General features: G+C 72.8%; 16 protein-coding genes. 4 read left to right on the top strand and 12 right to left on the bottom strand.

All coding sequences use genetic code 11. The features are described 5' to 3' along the window. Positions 1 to 170: 170 nt before the first annotated feature. The 4 genes from ACOJUF_RS09335 to ACOJUF_RS09320 form a co-directional block, all read right to left on the bottom strand. A complete protein-coding gene (locus ACOJUF_RS09335) occupies positions 171 to 1811 on the bottom strand; it encodes a phytoene desaturase family protein (RefSeq protein WP_420121582.1) in 1641 nt (546 codons plus the stop codon). Then, a complete protein-coding gene (locus ACOJUF_RS09330; RefSeq protein ID WP_420121581.1) occupies positions 1808 to 3310 on the bottom strand; it encodes a flavin-containing monooxygenase in 1503 nt (500 codons plus the stop codon). The genes ACOJUF_RS09335 and ACOJUF_RS09330 overlap by 4 nt, the downstream gene beginning before the upstream one ends. Positions 3311 to 3323: 13 nt before the next feature. Then, on the bottom strand, positions 3324 to 4109 hold the full coding sequence (locus ACOJUF_RS09325) for an SDR family oxidoreductase (protein ID WP_420121580.1): 786 nt from the start codon (positions 4107 to 4109) through the stop codon (positions 3324 to 3326). Between the two features lie 81 nt (positions 4110 to 4190). Beyond that, positions 4191 to 4955, bottom strand: a complete 765-nt coding sequence (locus ACOJUF_RS09320; protein ID WP_420121579.1) for a helix-turn-helix transcriptional regulator — start codon at positions 4953 to 4955, stop codon at positions 4191 to 4193. Between the two features lie 83 nt (positions 4956 to 5038). Between ACOJUF_RS09320 and ACOJUF_RS09315 the strand changes: the two genes are divergently transcribed. Continuing rightward, on the top strand, positions 5039 to 5770 hold the full coding sequence (locus ACOJUF_RS09315) for an alpha/beta fold hydrolase (protein ID WP_420121585.1): 732 nt from the start codon (positions 5039 to 5041) through the stop codon (positions 5768 to 5770). 30 nt (positions 5771 to 5800) lie between these two features. On the opposite strand, the gene ACOJUF_RS09310 is transcribed toward ACOJUF_RS09315, so the two are convergent. The 6 genes from ACOJUF_RS09310 to ACOJUF_RS09285 form a co-directional block, all read right to left on the bottom strand. Beyond that, positions 5801 to 6742, bottom strand: a complete 942-nt coding sequence (locus ACOJUF_RS09310; RefSeq protein ID WP_420121578.1) for a PaaX family transcriptional regulator C-terminal domain-containing protein — start codon at positions 6740 to 6742, stop codon at positions 5801 to 5803. 29 nt (positions 6743 to 6771) lie between these two features. Then, positions 6772 to 7188, bottom strand: a complete 417-nt coding sequence (locus ACOJUF_RS09305; protein WP_420121577.1) for an acyl-CoA thioesterase — start codon at positions 7186 to 7188, stop codon at positions 6772 to 6774. Continuing rightward, positions 7185 to 9623, bottom strand: a complete 2439-nt coding sequence (locus ACOJUF_RS09300; protein ID WP_420121576.1) for a bifunctional salicylyl-CoA 5-hydroxylase/oxidoreductase — start codon at positions 9621 to 9623, stop codon at positions 7185 to 7187. The genes ACOJUF_RS09305 and ACOJUF_RS09300 overlap by 4 nt, the downstream gene beginning before the upstream one ends. Beyond that, positions 9620 to 10585, bottom strand: a complete 966-nt coding sequence (locus ACOJUF_RS09295; protein WP_420121575.1) for an acyl-CoA thioesterase — start codon at positions 10583 to 10585, stop codon at positions 9620 to 9622. Before ACOJUF_RS09295 ends, ACOJUF_RS09300 begins: the two co-directional genes overlap by 4 nt. Further along, positions 10582 to 11061: a cupin domain-containing protein gene (locus tag ACOJUF_RS09290; RefSeq protein WP_420121584.1), complete on the bottom strand. Its 480-nt coding sequence runs from the start codon at positions 11059 to 11061 to the stop codon at positions 10582 to 10584. Before ACOJUF_RS09290 ends, ACOJUF_RS09295 begins: the two co-directional genes overlap by 4 nt. A 138-nt stretch (positions 11062 to 11199) precedes the next feature. Next, on the bottom strand, positions 11200 to 12033 hold the full coding sequence (locus tag ACOJUF_RS09285; RefSeq protein WP_420121574.1) for a fumarylacetoacetate hydrolase family protein: 834 nt from the start codon (positions 12031 to 12033) through the stop codon (positions 11200 to 11202). Between the two features lie 112 nt (positions 12034 to 12145). Between ACOJUF_RS09285 and ACOJUF_RS09280 the strand changes: the two genes are divergently transcribed. Both ACOJUF_RS09280 and ACOJUF_RS09275 read left to right on the top strand, forming a co-directional pair. After that, positions 12146 to 12589, top strand: a complete 444-nt coding sequence (locus tag ACOJUF_RS09280; protein WP_420121573.1) for a RidA family protein — start codon at positions 12146 to 12148, stop codon at positions 12587 to 12589. Between the two features lie 71 nt (positions 12590 to 12660). Further along, the gene (locus ACOJUF_RS09275; RefSeq protein ID WP_420121572.1) at positions 12661 to 13620 is read left to right on the top strand and encodes an AraC family transcriptional regulator; all 960 of its coding nucleotides are present in this window, start codon (positions 12661 to 12663) and stop codon (positions 13618 to 13620) included. 155 nt (positions 13621 to 13775) lie between these two features. Here the strand turns inward: ACOJUF_RS09275 and ACOJUF_RS09270 are convergent, their stop codons facing one another. Next, a complete protein-coding gene (locus ACOJUF_RS09270; protein ID WP_420121571.1) occupies positions 13776 to 14294 on the bottom strand; it encodes a hypothetical protein in 519 nt (172 codons plus the stop codon). A 68-nt stretch (positions 14295 to 14362) separates the two neighbouring features. After that, positions 14363 to 15391 (bottom strand): zinc-dependent alcohol dehydrogenase family protein, encoded by a 1029-nt coding sequence (locus ACOJUF_RS09265; RefSeq protein ID WP_420121583.1) that lies wholly within the window; start codon positions 15389 to 15391, stop codon positions 14363 to 14365. Between the two features lie 173 nt (positions 15392 to 15564). On the opposite strand from ACOJUF_RS09265, the gene fdhA reads away from it, so the two are divergent. After that, complete coding sequence (gene fdhA, locus ACOJUF_RS09260; RefSeq protein WP_420121570.1) at positions 15565 to 16794, top strand: formaldehyde dehydrogenase, glutathione-independent; 1230 nt, start codon at positions 15565 to 15567, stop codon at positions 16792 to 16794. Positions 16795 to 16875: the final 81 nt, after the last annotated feature.

The raw sequence follows: 16875 nt of genomic DNA, 5'->3' as shown, positions 1-16875 counted from the left end.
GGGGGGGCGGGGGGGGGGGGGGGGGGGGGGGGGGGGGGGTGTGGCGGGGGGGGAGGGCGGAGGCGGGGGGTGGGAGACGAGGGAGATGAAGGGAGATGAAGGGAGATGAAGGGAGATGAAGGGAAAGGTAAGCCGGACGTTGGCCGCGCTCTATCCCGATCGCGCGCCGGTCAGCCGGAATGCGGGCCGGATCGGTCGCGGCCCGCGAGCCGGCGGACCCGGTCGGCGGCCCGCCGCGGCCCGGGCGGGCGCAGCAGCGCCCGCGCGGCCAGGTGCCCGGAGCCACCCCCCAGACCGGGTCCGGGGTGGGTGAAAGCACCGATGTGCCAGAGCTTGCCGACTCCGGTGCGGTGACCGGTGGCGGTTCCGGGCCGCCACAGCAGCGATTGGTCCAGCTCGGCCGCCCCGCCGTAGGGGTCGCCGTGCACCGCGTTCGCGTTGGCCGCCTGCAGCCCGGTCGGCGAGATGACGTGCCGGGCGACGACCCGCTCGCGGAGCCCGGGCGCGAAGGCGGCCACCCGGTCCAGCACCCGGTCGGCGTAGGCGTCGGCCAGCTGCTCCGTCCAGCCGCCGCTGACGTCGAGCTCGCCGGCGGCGTCGCCGACCGGCGCCCACGGCACCTCCTGGAGCTGGAGCCACAGGGTGGCTGCCCCGTCCGGAGCCCGGCTCGGGTCGAGCACGGTCTGCTGGCCGACGACGACGGTCGGCGTCGACGGCAGCAGGCCGGCCTCGGCCTGGGCGCAGGCGATGCCTGTGCTGCCCGCCCCGTCGCTGACGTGCACGAGCGGCACGGCGTCGAGCCGGCGGTCGGTCCACTGCAGGGGCCGGTCCAGGGCCAGGTGGATCTGGGTGGCGGCCCGGCCGGGCCGGTGCCGGGCGACGGCCTGCCGGCCGTGGTCGTCGACATCATCCGGGGCCAGCAAGGTCTCGTACAGCCGGGCGGTCGAGGTGGACGCCAGCACGGCCCGGGTCGCGGCCAGCCGGCGACCGCCGGCGTGGACCGCCACCGCGCGCCCGTCACGGACCTCGATCCGGTCGGCCAGGTTGCCCAGGTAGGTCTCGACGCCCCGCTCGGCCAGCAGCGCCGAGAAGGCCGCGGTGAAGTTCGCCGCGCCGCCCTGCACGATCGGAAGACCGATCGCGTGCATGGTGAACGCCATCACCGGCAGCATCAGTCCACCGGTGGCCTGGTCGGGAGCGAGGCCGGCGTGCAGCAGCCACGGCGACCAGAGCTGGTCGACCTCCCAGCCGGCGAACCGCTCCCGGACCAGCCCGCGGCCGGACTGGGTGGCCACCCGGGCGAGCTCGCCCAGACCGGCGCGGCCCAGACCGCGCAGCGCCCCGACACCCAGGCGGGCACTGTCGACCGGCGTCAGCTCCGAACCCAGCGCGCCGAAGACGTGCGGCGCCCAGCGCTCGAACCCGGCGAGCATCTCGGCATAGGCCTGCGCGTCCGCCGGGTGCTCGAACCGGGCGGCCGTGACACCCGGGTCCCGGTCGGCCACGACCGCGCCGCGGTCCGAGACCGACGCCGTCACCGGTCCGTCGGCATTGCGGTAGACCAGGCCGAGCCGGCCCAGGTCCGGCCCGAGGGCCGCGTACCCGGCCCCGCCGACGAACAGCGGGTGCCAGGACGAGAACGTGTCGTGCACGTACCCCGGTACGGTCAGCTCGCCGGAATCGATGAAGCCGCCGATCCGGTCCCGCTCGTCCACGATCGCGACCCGCCACCCGGCGCCGGCCAGCTCGGCCGCGGCGACCAGGCCGTTGATGCCCGCCCCGATGACGACGGCGTCGTAGGTCGGGCTCATGCCTGCGCGACCACCGGCCGCGCGGCCGGCGCCGGCCGCCGGCGCAACCGCTGCGCCAGCGCCGGGGTGATGTGCCGGTAGTTCTGCGGCCGGATCGGCAGAAGCCACTGCTTCGCCCGGGTCAGCGGACCGACGTTGATGCCGACGTCGGACAGCACCTCGTCGATGTTGTGCACCGAGAACGGGATGACATTCGTTCCCCGGGCGTGCTTTCCGCGGGTCCGCTCGCGCATCCAGGCCAGCCGCTCGCCGACGCGCCGGCGCATCTCGTCCCGGTCGGGCAGGGTGTGGTTGCCGCCGAGCATCGAGCCGATCCAGATGGCGGAGACCTCGGCCGACAGCGGGGAGAAGAACGAGGAGTTGTAGCCGGCGAAGCTCAGATCGGGCACGTCGACCGGGTGGATCTGCCGGTACAGGAGGAAGTCGCCGTTGTCGTCGGTGAGCCGGTCCATCACCTCATCGTCCAGGAAGGGGATGTCCTGGGTCCAGCCGGTGGCCGCGATGACGACGTCGGCCGGCAGCTGCTCCCCGGAGGCCAGCTCGGCGTAGGCCCGGCCGTCCCGCTCGACGAACTGGCTGACCACGTCGTCCCGGCGGACCGCGATCGACCCGTCGGCGACGCCCTCGAAGAAGCCCTCGCTGACCAGTGACACGGTGGAGCGGGCGATGTCGGCGAAGCGCCCGTCGGGCACCAGGCCGACCGAGCGCAGGCCCAGCTGGCCGGTGGTGACCTTCTCGACGCTGCCGAGCATCTGGTTGGCCAGCATCGAGTTGCGGGCGTGCAGCACCTTCTCCGGGCCGGACACCGAGCGGTAGCGGAACAGTCCCTCGCCGAGCCGGGTGAGCATCAGGTACTTGTAGTTGACGACGCCCTTGATCTTGCGCGGCATCTTCCACAGCAACTCGCGGGCGACCACCGTCGTGGAGGCGGCGACCTGGCTGATCTCGACGGTGATGTCACAGGCCGACTTGCCGTAGCCGAGCACGATGACGTTCTTGTCGCGCACCAGGTCCCGATCGTGCCAGTCGCTGGCGGCGATGATCCGGCCGCCGAGCTTGGCAAACACGTCCGCATTCGGGATCGGCGGGATGAACGGCCGGGAGAAGATGCCGCTGGCCAGCACGAGGTGGTCGGCGTGCTCGGTGCCGCCGGCCGTGGTGACGTCCCAGCCGCCGCCCGGGGCCGGGGCGGCGTGGGTGACCTCGGTACCCAGCCGCAGCAGGGGTCGCAGGCCGAACGTGTCGGCGTACCGCTCCAGGTAGGCCTGCACCTGCTCGCCGGAGGGCCATTCCGGGTAGTCGGCGGGCATCGCCAGGTCGGACAGCGAGTAGGTGCCCTTGTCGTTCTGGGTCTTCAGACCGGGGTACCGGCGGGTGGCGCTCCACACGCCGCCCACGTCCGGCGCCTTCTCGTACACCACGATGTCGTGGCCGAGTTCGCGCAGGACCTTGGCGGAGGACAGACCGGCGAAGCCGGCCCCCACGATGGCGATCTTCACGGCAGAACCTCTCTCACGCGCTCAACTGCGGGATGGCGGGCACGGTCCGCTCGGGACCGATGGCGGAGTAGCCGCCGTCGGCGGCCCAGTCGGCGCCGGTGACGACCGAGGCCTCGTCGGAGACGAGGAAGGCGACGACCGCCCCGATCTCGGAGCCGTCCCCGACGCGGCCGGTGAGGTGGAACGGCGCGGCGACCCGATCGGTCCTGGCGCGGTCGCCACCGGAGAGGTCGTCCATGATCTTCGACCAGGTCCAGCCGGGGCTGACCGAGTTGACCCGGATGCCGTCGGCCGCGAAATCCAGGGCCATGGAACGGGTCAGCTGGACGATCGCCGCCTTGGACGCCGGGTAGACCCAGCGACCGGTCTGCGCGACCTTGCTGGAGATGGAGGTGACGTTGACGATCGCCCCGTGCCCGCTGGCCGTCAGGTGCGGGTGGGCGTGCCGGACGGTCTCGACGGCACTGACCAGGTTGACGTCCAGCGCGGTCAGCCAGTCCTGCCGGCTGGTGCCGAACCCGTCGTCCAGGTAGGTGGCCGCGAGATTGACCACGATGTCGATGCCGCCGAAGCGGTCGACCGCGGTGGCCACGAGCGCGGCCAGCGCGGCGTCGTCGGTGATGTCGGTGCGGACGAACGCGACGTCCGGGCCGAGCGTCTCGGCCGTCTTGCCGCCGACGTCGTCGATGTCGGCGACGACCACGCGGGCACCGGCCCGGGCCAATGCGCCGACGACGCCGTGCGCGAGCAGGGTGGCCCCGCCGGTGACGATGGCGGTGCGACCGGACAGGTCGGGCATGCTGGGCCTCCGTTCCACATCCACCGCGACCGAACTCGCGGGTGGTGGCTGGGAACGCTAGGTCTCGCCGCAGGTCAGGGACTATCCGTGCGGCGCGGCCGACGTCCGCGGAGCGCGACGGACAGCGGTGGGCCCGGACGGGCGGGGCCGAACGGGCCGGCCGTGGACGGGCCGCGCAGACGCCGGAGGCTCCCCGACCTCGTCCACCGTGTGGCCGCTGCACGGCAGGGCGGTGACGCTCGCCCGCGCGATGCGGGAGACGGTGAACCACCGCATCGCGTCCCGCAGCCGGCACCACCCGATGAGGTACCACTGGCCGTTGGTGGCGGCGAACAGCACCGGCTCGACATCGCGGGTGGTGGTGGCGCCGTCCCCCGAGACGTAGTGCAGACGCACGGCCCGCTGCTCGAGCATGGCCTGCTCCAGGGCCGAGCGGATCGCCCGGGACGCGGCGGGCGGCGCACTCACCCACACCCGGCCGGCCAGATCGTCGGCGAGGGAACGGGTTCCGGGATCGAGGACGTCGAGGATCTTGCGGACGGCAGCCGCGGCCAGGTCGGCGTACGGCGCGTCGGGGGCGGCGGACACGGCGGCCATCAGGGCCACCGCCTGCGCCGGGGACAGGGTCACCGGCGGCAGCGACGCGCGCGCGGCCAGCCCGTACCCACCGCCCGGGCCCGGCCGGGACCAGATCGGGGCACCGCTGTTCTCCAGCGCCTGCAGATCGCGCTTGATCGTCCGGACCGACACCTCGAACTCGCGGGCCAGGCGCTCGGCCGAGCATCCGCGGGTGCCGCTGCGGCGCAGCGTCTCGGACAGGGCGTGCAGCCGTTCGGTCCGCTTCACTGTCCCTCCCTCACCCGGATTGGTGACAGAGATGGTGACACACACCTGTCCACCTGGGCGGGCAGAGTCGCAGCATGAGCACCATGACGAACACGACGACGCGGCCGCCGACCATCGTCCTCATCGCCGGCCACTGGCTCGGCGCCTGGGCCTGGGCCGAGGTGTGCACCCAGCTCCGCGCCGCCGATCGCCGGGTCGTCGCGATGACCCTGCCGGGCCTCGATCCGACCGACCCCGAGCGCGCGACAAGGACGCTCGACGACCAGGTCGGCGCGATCCTCGATGTGGCCGGCGACTCGACCGACCCGGTCGTTCTCGTCGCCCACAGCGGAGCCAACGGCCCCGTCAGCCTCGTGCTCGACCGGCATCCCGAGCTGGTCAGCCGGGTCGTCTGGGTCGACTCCGGGCCGCTCGCAACGGGGACCGTCTTCGCACCCGACCTGCCCGAGGGCGTGGCCGAGCTGCCCCTCCCGCCGTTCGACGTGCTGGCCCGGCAGGCCAGGCTCGACGGCATCAGCCCCGCCGACCTCGAGCGGTTCCGAACCCGGGCCGTGCCCGAACCGGGCGCCGTGCTGCGTCAGGCCGTCGAGCTGACGAACGAGGCGCGCCACCGGGTACCGACCACCCTGGTCTGCTGCTCGCTGCCGAGTGCGCAGCTGCTGGAACTGGCCCGGGCCGGGCACCCGATGTTCGCCCCCGTCACCACACTCCGGGAGGTGGAGTTCGTCGATCTGCCCACCGGGCATTGGCCGATGTGGAGCCGGCCGGCCGAGCTGGCCCGGGCCATCGACGCGGCCGCCTCCGACGTCGGCTGACCGGCGTCGGCCGGCATCCGGGATCGCCGTTCACGATCCCGGCCAGTGCTGCACGGCGTAGGCCAGGGCTCGACCCTCGAGGGTGGCCACCAGAAGCTCGAAGAGCGCGGTGGCCCGCGGGCCGGACCAATCGCCGGGCAACAGATCCCGAGGCAGTCCGGGGTCGCGGAAGGGCAGCCGCCGCCAGGCATCGACGACATGCAGGTAGGTGGCGAACGCGTACCCGGGAGTGATCGCGGCCGACCCGGCCAGGGATCGCCGGACGGGGTCGAAGGTGGCCACGAAATCGCGGTAGCGACCGTCGATCCCGTCCAGGTCCCAGCTCTGGGCGAGCAGGTCGCGCAGGTCCTGTCCGGCCATGTGGGCGCCGACGAACACCGCACTGTGCTCGGTGAGCTCGAGTTCGGCGATGGCCCGTTCGGCCGCCGGCAGCATCCGGGCCGGCGCCAGCCATGTCGCGGTGCCCGTGTTGCCGAAGCCGAGGGCGGTCAGGTGGGATCGCAGCTGCTGCCGGCGGCTGCGCATGGACTCGGGCACCGAGAAGGTGACGATGCACCAGCCGTCGTCCAGCGCCGCGGGTTGCCGGGCGTGCCAGATGATCTCGTCGCCCTGGGCGAGCACGTCGAGCGCGTGCGGGGTGAGCGCGTAGCCGCGTACCGATTCCCGGGTCTCCGCGGTGAGCCAGCCACGCTTCTTGAGCCGGAACACCGCGGTGCGCACCGACTGCCCGTCCAGGTCGACGGCGCCGAGCAGATCGATGGTGCCGCCGATCGGCAGCCAGTTGCCCATCCGGCGCACCACCGCGCCCAGGAAGCTCACCACCAGGGTGCGCGGGCCGCCGCCGGCCACCTCGGGCGACTCCTCGGCCGGTCCCGGCCGGCCGGCCACGTCCGGCCCGGGCGGCTCGACGGACGCTTCGGCGGGCGGCTCGACGGACGCCCCGGCGGGCGGCTCGGCGGGCGGTCGACTCACCCGCAGGATTATGCCGCCCGGCGCGAGCATCACGACCCGGCGCCGTCCGGGGACAGCCGGGCACGCCACGACGCCGGCCACGGGGCCGGCCGGCCGCCCGGCCCGTCCAGGTGCACGGTGACGTAGCGGCCGCGGGCCACCAGCACCGCCGGCTCGCCCGCCGGCCCGCCGCGGACCTCGAACGCCAGGCTCAGCGAGGTGCGGCCCAGGCGCTCCACCGCGATGGTGTCCGTCACCTCGTCGCCCGGCCCGAGCGAGGCGACGAAGTCGGCCTCGTACCGCACCCGCGGGGCCACCGGGAAGTAACCGGTGAGCCCCGCCCCGCGCATCAGGTCGGCCTCCGCCGCCTCGGTCCAGCGGGCGATCGAGGTGTGGTGGTGGATGCCGGCGGCGTCGGTGTCGATCCACCCCACGTGGGTCCGGTGGACGCCGGTCGCGGCCCTCACCCGACGGCCACCGGGGTCAGGTCCGCCTCCGGCGAGGCGGCCGTCACGGCCGACGCCCGCGGTCGCCAGCGGACGTGTTCGGTCTGCGGACCGCCGTCGCGCAGCAGCGACAGCCGCGGCGGGACCTTGTCGGTCCGCGACGTGGGCGGCTTGCGCCGGCCGGCCCGCCAGGGCGTCGGCCACGTCGCGCCCGGCCCGGCGTAGTCCTGCTGGGCGGCGGCGTGCAGGGTCCACGACGGGTCGTACAGGTGGGCGCGACCGAGCGCGCAGATGTCGGCCCGGCCGGCCAGCAGGATCGAGTTGACGTCGTCGAAGGAGGAGATCGCGCCGACCGCGATGACCGTGACCCCGGCCGGGGCGGCGACCTCCTGCCGGATCCGATCCGCGAACGGCGTCTGGTAGGACCGACCGAACGCCGGCTGCTCGTCCTTGGTGACCTGACCGGAGGACACGTCGATCGCGGCCGCGCCGTGCTCCACGAAGGCCCGGGCGATCTGCACCGCGTCGTCCGCGGTGTTGCCGTCGGGCACCCAGTCGTGGGCCGAGATGCGCACCGTCACCGGGATGCTCGCCCCGCCGGGCTCGGCCCGGACGGCGGCCCGCACCGCGTCGAAGACCTCGAGCGGGAAGCGCAGCCGGCTCGCCAGCGACCCCCCGTACTCGTCGGTCCGCCGGTTGGCCACCGGGGACAGGAACGACGACAGCAGGTAGCCGTGCGCGGCGTGCACCTCGACCAGGTCGAACCCGGCCTGCACCGCCCGGCGCGCGGCCGCCACGAAATCGGCCACCACCGAGTCCATCTCGGCCCGGGTGATCTCCCTCGGCACGTGGCAGCCCGGCCCGTAGGGCAGGGGGCTGGGGCCGACGACCTCCCAGTTGCCGGACTCCAGCGGCCGGTCGATGCCCTCCCACATGAGCCTGGTCGAGCCCTTGCGGCCGGAGTGTCCGAGCTGGACACCGATCCGGCCGCGGGAGTTCTCGTGCACGAAACCGGCGACCCGGGCCCAGGCGTCACGTTGCTCGTCGGTCCACAGGCCCGGGCAGCCGGGGGTGATCCGCGCCTGCGGCGAGACGCAGACCATCTCGGTCATCACCAGACCGGCGCCGCCCATGGCCTTGCCGCCCAGGTGCACCAGGTGGAAGTCGCCCGGCAGGCCGTCCTGCGCGACGTACATGTCCATCGGCGAGAGCATCACCCGGTTGACCAGTTCCAGCTCGCCGATCCTGGTGGGCTGGAACATCGCCGGCCCCGGCTCACCCCCGGCCCGGTGGGCGAACGCGCTCTCCACCCGCGCGGCGAAGTCGCCGTCCCGGTCCCGCAGGTTGTCGAAGGTGATGCGGCGCGAACGGGTCAGCAGGTTGAAGACGAACTCGGTCGGGTCCTGATCGGCGTACATGCCGATCTGCTCGAACCACTCCAGCGACGCCTGCGCGGCCCGCTGGGTCGACTCGACCACCGGCTTGCGCTCGGTCTGGTAGGCCGCCAGCGCCGCCGGGACGGTCGGGTGCTCGTGCAGGCAGGCGGCCAGCGCCAGGGCGTCCTCCATGGCCAGCTTGGTGCCCGAGCCGATGGAGAAGTGCGCGGTGTGCGCCGCGTCGCCCAGCAGCACGAGATTGCCGTCGTGCCAGTGCCGGTTGCGGACGGTGTGGAAGTTGAGCCACTTGGAGTTGTTGGTGAGCACCTCGTGTCCGGCCAGTTCGTCGGCGAAGATCTCCTTGATCCGGCCGACGGCGTACTCGTCGGACACCCCGGGCGGGAACTGCTGGTCTGCGGTGGCGTCGAAACCGGCCCGGCGCCAGACGTCCTCGTGCATCTCGACGATGAACGTCGACCCGGCGGCCGAGAACGGGTAGCCGTGGATCTGCATGGTGCCCCACCGGGTGTGTTTGACCACGAATTGGAACGCCTCGAAGACCAGGTCGGTGCCCAGCCAGATGTATTTGTTCGGGCGGCGGTCCAGCGACGGGCCGAAGGCGTCGGCGTACGTCGTCCGGACGGCCGAGTTGAGCCCGTCCGCGGCGACGACGAGATCGTGCGTCCGGCGGAGCTCGTCGGGGTCCGGGGCCGTCGTCCGGTACCGGACGTCCACGCCGAGTTCGGCGACCCGCCCCTGCAGGATCTGCAGCAGCTCCTTGCGGCTCATCGCCGCGAAACCCTGGCCGCCGACGCTGTAGGAATGCCGACTGCTCGCATCGACGATCTGGACGTCGATGTCGGTCCAGCGGGCGAACCGTCGCTCCATCCGGTCGTGCACGACCTGGTCGGCACCCTCGATGCTGCCGAGGGTCTCGTCGGAGAAGACGACGCCGAACCCGAACGTGTCGTCCGGGGCGTTGCGCTCCCAGACCGTGATCTCGTGCCCGGCGTCGAGCTGCTTGAGCAGGGCGGCGAGGTACAGGCCACCCGGGCCGCCGCCCACGATCGCGACCTTCACGATGCTTCTCCCGTCTGTGCTGATGCGGCTGGCTGTGCGGTGCGAACTGCGGATCGGATGAGGCCTTCCTGGACCACGGTGGCCAGCAGGGCCCCGTCCCGGTCGAAGAAGCGCCCCAGGCAGCTGCCGCGGCCGGACTCGACCGACAATGCCTCCTGGGCGTAGAGCAGCCAGTCGCCCATGACGACCGGCCGGTGGAACCAGACCGCGTGGTCCAGGCTCGCGGTCACCAGACCCGGCTGCGCCCAGGTGGTGTCGAGCACGCGCAGGGCCGGTTCCAGGATGGTGTAGTCGCAGACGTAGGCCAGCGCGGCGGTGTCGCGCTGCGCGGTGGTCAGCCCGGGCACCGGCCGCAGTGCGTCGAACGGCCGCATCCAGATCGCCTGGTGGGGCACCTGCGCGCCCTCGACATCCAGGTACACCGGCCCGGGCACGTGCCGCAGGTCGAAACTGCGCCCATGTGACCAGTATTCGCGCGACTCGTCGGTCATCGTGCCGCCGGACCGGCCGGCCAGCACCTGTGCGGCGGACGGCACACCATCCGGGTCGGGCAGGTCGGCCGGCGGGGTCGACGCGAAGCTGCCGCCCGGCTCTCCGGCTGCGAAGCTCGCCAGGCAGATGTAGACCGGCTTGCCGTGCTGGAAGCCGCGGACCTGGCGGGTGCTGTACCCCCGCCCGTCACGCAGGATCTCGACCTCGTAGCGGACCTGCGCGCCGATGTCGACGGGCCGCAGGAAGTAGGAGTGGGTGGAGTGCAGCGACTTGCCGTCGGTGACGGTGCGCATCGCCGCGACGAGCGCCTGGGCCACCATGTCCCCGCCGTAGGCCTTGGGCCAGGGGCACGGCTGGGTCGTCGCGGAGAAGGCGACGTCGAAAACCTGGGCCGGGCAGTCGGTCAGCGTGATGGCATCGGTGAAGCGCGCCGACGTGGCCACGGTCGTCGTGGAGCTGGTCGCGGTCACGGCCGGTCCGTCCAGCCGGGCAGCTCGCTGTCGTCCACCTGGGGCAGGTTGACCACGATGTTGTCCGGCGTGCGGGTGGTCATCCAGGTCAGCGGGTTGTTGCGGTCGAGGTTGCACTCCACGTGCGGCATGTGCGGCGGCACGAAGACCCAGTCGCCCTCGGACATGTCGATGTAGTCCTCGAACCGGCGGCCGAAGTAGATCCGGGCCTTGCCCGACAGCACGAAACCGCCCGTCTCCGCCTCGCCGTGGTGGTGCGGCACCGAGCGGTAACCGGCCAGGTTGTGCACCTTGCCGAACCAGATCCTGGTCGCCGGGGTGTGCTGCGGGCTGACCCCGGAGATGCGGGTGGCGCCCTCGCTCTGGTTGGTGGTGTCGGGCTCCTGCCCGCCGCGGGTCACGACGGGGACGACCAGACCGCTGTCGCCGACCTCGTCGTACTCGCCGTCGCCGCCCGGGGTGTGGGCGTGCGGCACGTGACCGTGGCCGTGACTGTGGAACCGGCCGTCGCCATGGTCGTGGTGGTCGTGGTGGTGGGTCTCGGATCGCATCGCGGGCTCCTTCACGGGCGGGTGCGGCGGCTCGGGCTGGATGGGTTGGTCGGTCGGGGCGGTTCAGGACCCGCCGGACATGCGGACCGTGTTGCGCAGGACGCCGATGCCGTCGATCTCGGTCTCCAGCACGTCACCGTCGGCCAGGAAGCGCGGCGGGGTGCGGGCCATCCCGACACCCCCGGGCGTGCCGGTGAGGACCAGGTCGCCGGGCCGCAGCACGGTGAAGGTCGAGATGTAGGCCAGCAGATCGGCCGCGTCGAAGACCAGGGTCGAGGTGTCGTCCCGCTGCACCGTCTCGCCGTTGACCCGGCAGGTGATGGCCAGCCCGGCGGTGGGGTCGACCTCGTCCCGCGTGACGACGACGGGCCCGACCGGGGTGGTCGCGTCCCAGACCTTGCCCGGCATCCACTGCAGGGTGCGGCGCTGCCAGTCGCGGGCGGACAGGTCGTTGGCGACGGTCCAACCGCCGACGGCCGCCGTGGCGGTGGCCCGGTCGGCCCGGTGCAGCGGCCGCCCGACGACGACGGCCAGCTCGGCCTCCCAGTCCCAGTCGGCCGCCGCATCCAGGTGCAGATCGTCGGTCGGCCCGGTCAGGGTGTCGGCGAACTTGCCGAACAGCGTCGGGTACCGCGGGCGTTCCCGCCCGGTCTCGTCGATGTGGTCGCCGTAGTTCAGGCCGCAGCACACGACCTTGCCGGGGCGGGGCAACGGCAGCACGGGCACCGCATCGGCGACCACGTCGCCGGCGCGGTGGGCGAGCGCGGCCAGGTCGGGTCCCGCGGGGGTGCCGGCGAGGAGCGCGGAGAGGTCGGGCGCGGGCAGCGCCCGCCAGTCCGACCCGTCGAGCAGGGCGGCGGTGGTGCCGGCGGCACCGGACACGGTGGCCAGTCGCACGATGTCCTCCTTCGAAGGTGTATTTCATTTCTCGCACGATCGTTGCCCACATGTCAATACCGTTGCTACGGTGTCGGGGCCATCGCCCACCCACCGAGACCCGGGAGCCGCCATGTCGACCCCACCCGTGCCCGTCAACCCGCCGTCGCTGCCCGCGCCCAGCGGCTACTCCCACGGCACGCTCGCCGGCACCACGCTCTACCTGGGGGGCCAGACCGCCCTCGATGCGACGATGCGGATCGTCGACGGGGGGATCGTCGAACAGTTCCGCCAGGCGTTCGGGAACGTCCTGGCCACGTTGCGCGAAGCCGGCGGCATCCCCGCCGACCTGGTCAGTATCACGATCTTCCTGACCGACATCCCGGACTACCAGGCGCACGGACGGGAGATCGGTGCGGTCTGGCGCGAGCTGGCCGGACCCGTCTACCCGGCAATGGCCGGGATCGGCACCACCGGACTATGGCAACCGGAGGCGCTGATCGAGATCATGGGCGTCGCCGTCATCCCCGCCGAGCGGCTCGTCGTGCCCTCGTCCCGGGATGTTTCATCGAAGTGACGAGCGTTCCGGGGTTGACATGCACCGATCGGCATGGACCATAGAGTCACGGCCAACCCCGGGAGCCCACCATGACCACCACGCTGCTGGCCCGCCACCACCAGGCCGCGACGACGCGGCTGGACGAGGCGCGGGCGACGATCGGTCAGCGCTTCTGCACCCACCAGCTCGCGTTGACCAGGCGGGACGGCCGGCTGGACATGGTCCACAACGCGGCCCCGATCGGGCGCGACGTCACCCTGAACTACCTGCGGTACGGGGACGAGGTGCGGATCGTCCCGGGCCGGTTCCACCACTTCTATCTGCTGCAGATCCCGATCGCCGGCCGGGCCCGGGTCCGGGTCGGCGACCGGATCGTCGCCTCCGACACCACCCGGGGCTCCCTCGGCTCGCCGACCGAGATCGTCGACATGACCTGGGGCGACGGCTGCGAGCAACTGCTGGTCTACCTCCGCCGGGAGGCCGTCCAGGCACTCGCCGGCGGTGACGACCGCCCGCCGGTGGTCTTCGACCCGATCGTCGACCTGTGCGCGCCGGCCATGCGGTCGTGGTTGCGGCTGGTGCATCTGGCGATCGACGACATCGAGGCCGGCGGCGCCCTGCTCGGGTCGGACCTGGCCGCCACCCACCTGGAGCAGAGCCTGATCGCCGCCCTGCTGGCCGCCCAGCCCAACACCGCCACCGCGGCGCCGGCCGGCGCCGCGGTGGGCTCCCGCGCGGTCCGGGCCGTCGTCGCCGCCGTCGAGGCCGAGCCGGAGCGGTCCTGGCGACTGACCGATCTCGCGGCGGTGGCCGGGGTCTCGGCCCGCTCGTTGCAGGAGGCGTTCCAGCGAGACCTGTCCATGACCCCGCTCGAGCACGTGCGCCGGACCCGTCTCGAGCGGGCCCGGCGGGACCTGCTGGGCGCCGACCCCGCCTCCACCTCGGTCACCGATGTCGCCGCCCGGTGGGGCTTCTTCCACCTCGGGCGGTTCTCCCAGGTGTATCGCTCGGCGTTCCACGAGCTGCCGTCGCAGACCCTGGCCGGCTGACCCACCCGCCCCGCCGCGACCGCGGCCCGATGCATCTCCGCGGACGAGCATCCCGCCCCGGCGCCGGATATATCGGATTCGGCGGGCTGTTCGTCCGCGAAACCGGCGAGCTCCCGTCGCAAACCCGCGCGAACTCCCCGGGTGCGGCCAGGCCCTCAGCTCCGGTCCCGCCCGCGCTGCACCGCGATCGTGGTCCACCGGCGCATCCGCGTGGCCAGCCCGGCGACGGCGAGCACGATCAGGCCGGTCGTGGCCGGCCCGAACACCGTGGTGATCGATTGCCCGACCGTCGCCACGGTGACCCGGTCGGTGCCGGGCACCCAGGCGGCCGGGACGGTGTCGCCCGGAGCCGGTGACGGCGTGGCCGATCCGCCGCGGAAGACCAGGGTCGACTCCCCGGTGTGCTCGACTCCCTCGTCGTCCACCCAGGTCACCGTGTAGTGCTGGAACCAGCTGCGGCTGGTCGACGACCCGGACGAGCGGGATGGCTGACTGCTCCCGGAGGAGTCGATGACCGTGGCCGTCACCGGCTCGGTGCGGCCCACCAAGCGGGCGGCATCGGCGGGGAAGAACACAGCGGTAATGGCCACGACCGCGCAGAAGGCCAGTGCGCCGAGCACGAGCTTCCGCCGTCGCGATGATGCTCGGCGGACGGACGGGTGGTCGGTCGTCATCTGCGGTCTCCCCTGGTCGTCGGCAGTCGGCGCGCAGAGGAGTCGACGTGGAGCCGGGCGATACCGGATCAGGGGCGGGCGACCACGATGCCGGCGGACGCCCCGGGACCGTCCATGGCGACCAGCGCGTCGATCGCCCCCGCGAGGTCGACGACCGATCCGATCAACTCACCGGGCCGCAACCGGCCGTCGGCGACCAGGTCGAGCATGGCCGGGTAGTCGACCGCCGCCATCCCGTGGGAGCCGACCACGGTCAGCTCCCAGGCGATCACCCGGTCCCAGGGGAGGGGGGCCCGGGCGGCCTCGCCCAGCATCAGGCCGACCTGCACGTGGGTGCCGCGCCGGCGCAGGCTGCGCACCGCGGCGTCCGCCGTGGCCGGGGCGCCGAGCGCGTCGACGCTGACATGCGCGCCACCGCCGGTCGCCTCGACCACCGCCACCACCGGGTCGGCCGATCGGACCGTCACCGCCGCCCCCAACTCGGCCGCTCGGGACAGGGCGGCCGCGGACAGGTCGACCGCCGTCACCCGGGCGCCGAGGGCGACGGCGATCATCACCGCGGACAACCCGACCCCGCCGCACCCGAACACGGCGACCTCGCGGCCCGGTCGGATCGCCCCGTGCACGGTCAACGCCCGCCAGGCGGTGGCGAACCGGCAGCCCAGGGCCGCGGCGGTGATCATGTCGACCCCGTCCGGCAGCGCGACCAGGTTGAAGTCCGCCGCCCGCACCACCACGTACTGCGCGTAGGAGCCCGGATGGGTGAAGCCCGGCTGCGTCTGATCCGGGCAGACGGCGGCGTCCCCGGACGCGCACCAGGCACACCGGCCGCAGCCGTTGACGAACGGGGCCGTCACCCGCGTCCCGACCGCGACGCCGGTGACCTGGGAACCGACCTCGACGACGGTGCCGGCGAACTCGTGACCGGGGGTGTGCGGCAGCGCCACCGGGTCGTGCCCGCGCCAGGCGTGCCAGTCGGATCGGCAGATCCCGGTCGCCTCGACCCGCAGCAGGGCGCCGTCGGCGGGGCACACCGGCACCGGTACGCGCTCGATCCGCGGACGCGCGGCGACCTCGCGGTAGACCACCGCGTCCATGAAAACCGTTCTCATTACGTCACTCTCCGCTACGTGTTCCACACATCATGCCCACGCAACGACCATCCGTTTGCCAGATGCGCGCGGCGGAGCCGTCCATAGAGTGGGTGAGGCAAGCGTGATCCGGCCGTGACCTCACGGCCGGCCATCCACCTCAACGAAGAGGAGAACGCATGTCGAGCAACCGCGCCGTGACCTATCAGGGTCCGATGAAGGTCGCCGTCCAGGACATCGAGTACCCGACGTTCGAACTCCGCGACGGGCCGGGCGTCAACCCGCTCAACGTGGGCCGCAAGGTCCCGCACGGAGCGATTCTCAAGGTCGTCACCACCAACATCTGTGGCTCCGACCAGCACATGGTGCGCGGCCGCACCACGGCTCCGGAGGGCCTGGTCCTCGGGCACGAGATCACCGGAGAGGTGGTCGAGACCGGCCCCGGCGTGGAGTTCATCCAGGTCGGTGACATCTGTTCGGTGCCGTTCAACATCGCCTGCGGCCGCTGCAAGAACTGCAAGGAGGGCAAGACCGGCATCTGCCTGAACGTCAATCCCGACCGGCCGGGCTCGGCCTACGGCTACGTCGACATGGGCGGCTGGGTCGGCGGGCAGGCCGAGTACGTCCTGGTGCCCTACGCCGACTGGAACCTGCTCAAGTTCCCGGACCGCGACCAGGCGCTGGAGAAGATCCTCGACCTGACCATGCTCTCGGACATCTTCCCGACCGGCTACCACGGCGCCTACACGGCGGGCACCACCACCGGTTCGACGGTCTACGTGGCCGGGGCCGGCCCGGTGGGCCTGGCCGCGGCGGTCTCGGCCCAACTGCTCGGCGCGGCCGTGGTGATCGTCGGCGATCTGAACGAGGAACGGTTGGCCAAGGCCCGGTCGATCGGCTGCGAGACGGTCGACGTGTCCAAGGGCGATCCGAAGGACCAGATCGAGCAGATCCTCGGCGTCCCCGAGGTCGACTGTGCCGTCGACGCCGTCGGTTTCGAGGCTCGCGGGCACGGTAAGGACGCCAGCCACGAGGCCCCCGCCACCGTGCTCAACTCGATCATGGATCTCACCGCGGCCGGCGGGGCGCTGGGCATCCCCGGCCTGTACGTGACCGGGGACCCGGGCGCGGTCGACGACGCCGCCAAGGTCGGGTCGCTGTCCATCCGGCTCGGACTGGGCTGGGCCAAGTCGCTCTCGTTCACCACCGGCCAGTGCCCGGTGATGAAGTACCACCGCGGTCTGATGAACGCGATCCTGCACGACAAGGTCAAGATCGGGGACGCGGTGAACGCCACCGTCATCGGACTGGACCAGGCGCCGCAGGGGTACGCCGAATTCGACTCCGGTGTCGCCCGCAAGTACGTCATCGATCCGCACAACACCACCGGCCAGGTCAGCGCCACCTGACCTCGCCGCCCGGCCGCGCGAGGGCAGCCCAGCCCGAGGGCGGGGGGGTGGGGAATCACGACCACCGCGAGGGCGGGTGCG

The sequence above is a fragment of the Nakamurella sp. genome (assembly GCF_048594475.1).
In the GTDB taxonomy this organism is placed as follows: Bacteria; Actinomycetota; Actinomycetes; order Mycobacteriales; family Nakamurellaceae; genus Nakamurella.
This window is presented reverse-complemented; position numbering and strand designations above follow the sequence as displayed.